Raw genomic sequence first — 2,988 nt, 5'->3', positions numbered from 1 at the left:
AATGTTGTGTATAATCAACTCAATGTCAACAAGGTAAGAAGGGGTCAAGGGGGCTGGCCCCCTTGCAGGGGGTTCTGAAGGGGGGCGGAGCCGCCCCTTTCTTTCCTTCTTCTTAGGGGGGTGAGCTATTACAAAACAGGTAACGGACTCCTGCTACAACATTCACTATTTGTTTTTCAGTGTGACGACGGTTACCTCCGGGGGGGAGAACAACCGCATGGGGGGACCCCAGGTGCCGGAGCCTCTTGATACGTAGAGGTATGCGTCGTCGCGGAGTCTTAACAATCCGGCGTGGATTGGATAGTGAAAATATGTCAGTATGTTGAATGGAAATATCTGCCCCTTGTGGGTGTGACCGGAGAGTTGCAGATCAAAGTCCCCGGTGCTGTCCGTGTCAACTGTTGGTCGATGTTTGAGCAGGATGGTAAAGTTCTGCCTCGGTAGCCTCGATAAGACTTCTCTCTCTGAGAATTCATCGCCGACGGTGTAGTCACTAACCCCCGCAATGTTGAGCACCCCCCCGACGGTCACGCCCTGCCCCCGCAGTACCGTAAACCCCGCCTCCTGCGTGATCCGCACAGACCGCTCCGTGCCTGCGTAAAACTCATGATTGCCCAGACAGGCAAACTTCCCATACGTAGCCGGGATAGAGTTTATATTGGCGGCAATCACGTCGAGGTTGTCCAGTTGACTGTCAACGAAGTCCCCCGTGGAGACAAGCACGTCCGGTTGCTCTTTGCTGACGACGTCAAATATCCGTTTTAACCTGTCATGTCTGACGATAAGCCCAATATGCACGTCTGACACCTGCACAACCTTGATGCTCACACCCGCCGGTATTTTTGGGTGGCTTATGGTCAGGCGCTCCGTAGTGACATGAAGCGCCTCGAAATACGCATACGCCGACAGCAGCAGCGATATCACCAGTGGCAGTACCACCACTCTGCCAAGTTTACCCCCATCAGACATAAAAAGATTTATACCGAATCGGCACAGATCGCTAACGAGCAACGCTGAAACGGCAATCAGCACAAACCCCATCCACAGATATCCCACGTGGGAGATGACAATAGCTGTCTGCTCGTAGCCGTGTCGTTCGGTGTAGCGCACAAGCATCGGGGCGTTAATCATAAGGAGCGCCAGCAGCACAATGGCTACCCTCACCACGGGGCCAGGGTGAGCGCTCAGGGTAATAATCCCCCTCAGAAGGTAGTAGTGCATCAACCCATATACGGAGAAGTATATAAATAGAAATGACTTCATCTGATACCTCGCTTCATATTAAAGTTCTTTTATCACATGCAAAGAAAAGTTGCTATAAATAATTTCAAAGTTATGATATACTTCATATTATGATATAATAGTCATCGTGGATAATAGTAGTAGGCAGATGAACAAAAAAAAATATACATACATATAGGAGGTTGCAATGGCAATTGCTTTGTTGACGGCGATACACGTCGTTGGTGTTGTTATTTGGATAGGTGGTGTGGTGTTTGTTACAATAATCGTCTTTCCGATGATAATGAGGATGGAACAATCGTTTGAGAAGGTGATGTTTTTCCAGGGGGTGGAGCATCGGTTTGCCAAGGTAGCAAAGATATGTGTCTTTTTTGTCGGCACAACGGGGATGCTGCTTTTGATGATGACCGAGGAATACAAGACCCTCTTTACCCTTAAGGGAATAGGTCCGACGATAATGTTGTTTGTGTGGACGTTCTACTTCCTTGTCCTTATGTTTGAGGCAAAGGTGTTTGCAAAGATATTCAGCGGCGAGGCGCAGCACGATATGCATAAGGTATTTGGGCTGCTTACCAGGTTCCACTATGTGGTCATGGGAGTGAGTCTTACGGCTGTAGCCGTCGGTGTTGGAGCCAAACATTACATTGGCTGAGTCAAATAAAAACTGGTCTTCTGCCTTTAGCGGGGCATGAAGACCAGTTGTCTTGTTTGTTGTCGTGTAAAGCTATATCCTCATACCACCGTCAACTTCGAATATCCTGCCGGTAACGAAGTCGTTTTCAACGATGAATTTGGCGGTTTTTGATATCTCCTCCATCTCTCCGAGCCTGCCCACGGGGATTTGGGCGATGATCTTGTCAAGGACGTCCTGTCTGATCTTGGCGACCATTTCGGTGTTAATGTATCCTGGGGCGATTGCCGCTACCCGTATGCCGTATCTGGCAAGTTCCTTTGCCCAGGTCACTGTCATGCCATCCACGCCGGACTTGGTGGCCGTATAGTTGGTCTGTCCGAGGTTGCCCGAACGGCTGATCGATGAGATGTTGATGATGACGCCCTTTACGTCCTTTTTTACCATATGGTAGGCGGCCTCTCTTGCGCACAAAAACACGCCCGTGAGATTAACCCCGATGACCTTGTCCCAGTTTGACATGGGGAACTTGGTTATTTCGTCGCCCTTCTTACGTATAAACAGTGCATCCGACGTTATGCCGGCGTTGTTGATGAGGACGTCAGGGGCGCCGTGGGCGTCAACATACTTGTTGAAAAATGCTTCCACTTCGCTTTCTTTCGATACGTCAAGGATATCTCCCTCTATACCGGTCTCTGCCTTGAGGGCATCGAGGTTTTCCTGCACCACATCGACAACGTAGGGCTTTGCACCCGCATTTTTCATGTCAACGGCAAACTTCCTGCCCATGCCTCTGCCACCACCAGTGATTAATACGTTTTTACCCGCTAAATCCATAACCCTTAAATACCTCCTAAATTATATTAATATGTACTACTTCTCGCAAAACAGCAGTATGTTCGTGTCAAGGTTATATTATACTGCATTTAAAAAAAAATTCATAGTGCCCGTTGGGTGCATATTTTGTTACTGTAAATATTTCTGTGATGATAGAAGGTTAAGCAGGATGGGGTCAAGGGGACTGGTCCCCTTGCAGGGGGTTCTGAAGGGGGGCGGAGCCGCCCCTTTCTTTCTTGTATGCAAGCAATTTTGATACCCGAAAAAACTCGAATCCG

At 48.7% G+C, this 2,988-nt stretch carries 3 protein-coding genes; 1 reads left to right on the top strand and 2 read right to left on the bottom strand.

What is annotated here, in order from left to right; genetic code table 11:
* Positions 1–165 precede the first annotated feature (165 nt).
* Complete coding sequence (locus HWQ67_RS15450) at positions 166–1,263, bottom strand: metallophosphoesterase (protein WP_218253581.1); 1,098 nt, start codon at positions 1,261–1,263, stop codon at positions 166–168.
* 166 nt (positions 1,264–1,429) lie between these two features.
* Between HWQ67_RS15450 and HWQ67_RS15445 the strand changes: the two genes are divergently transcribed.
* A complete protein-coding gene (locus tag HWQ67_RS15445) occupies positions 1,430–1,894 on the top strand; it encodes a hypothetical protein (RefSeq protein WP_218253580.1) in 465 nt (154 codons plus the stop codon).
* A gap of 72 nt (positions 1,895–1,966) precedes the next feature.
* Here the strand turns inward: HWQ67_RS15445 and HWQ67_RS15440 are convergent, their stop codons facing one another.
* Positions 1,967–2,710 carry an SDR family oxidoreductase gene (locus tag HWQ67_RS15440; protein WP_255317316.1) on the bottom strand — a complete coding sequence of 248 codons (744 nt, stop codon included), beginning with the start codon at positions 2,708–2,710 and terminating at the stop codon, positions 1,967–1,969.
* Positions 2,711–2,988 lie beyond the last annotated feature (278 nt).

It is taken from the genome of Candidatus Magnetobacterium casense (assembly GCF_019173545.1).
Taxonomy (GTDB): domain Bacteria; phylum Nitrospirota; class Thermodesulfovibrionia; order Thermodesulfovibrionales; family Magnetobacteriaceae; genus Magnetobacterium; species Magnetobacterium cryptolimnobacter.
Note: the sequence above shows the minus strand (reverse complement) of the source record. Positions and strands in the feature narration are given on the sequence as shown.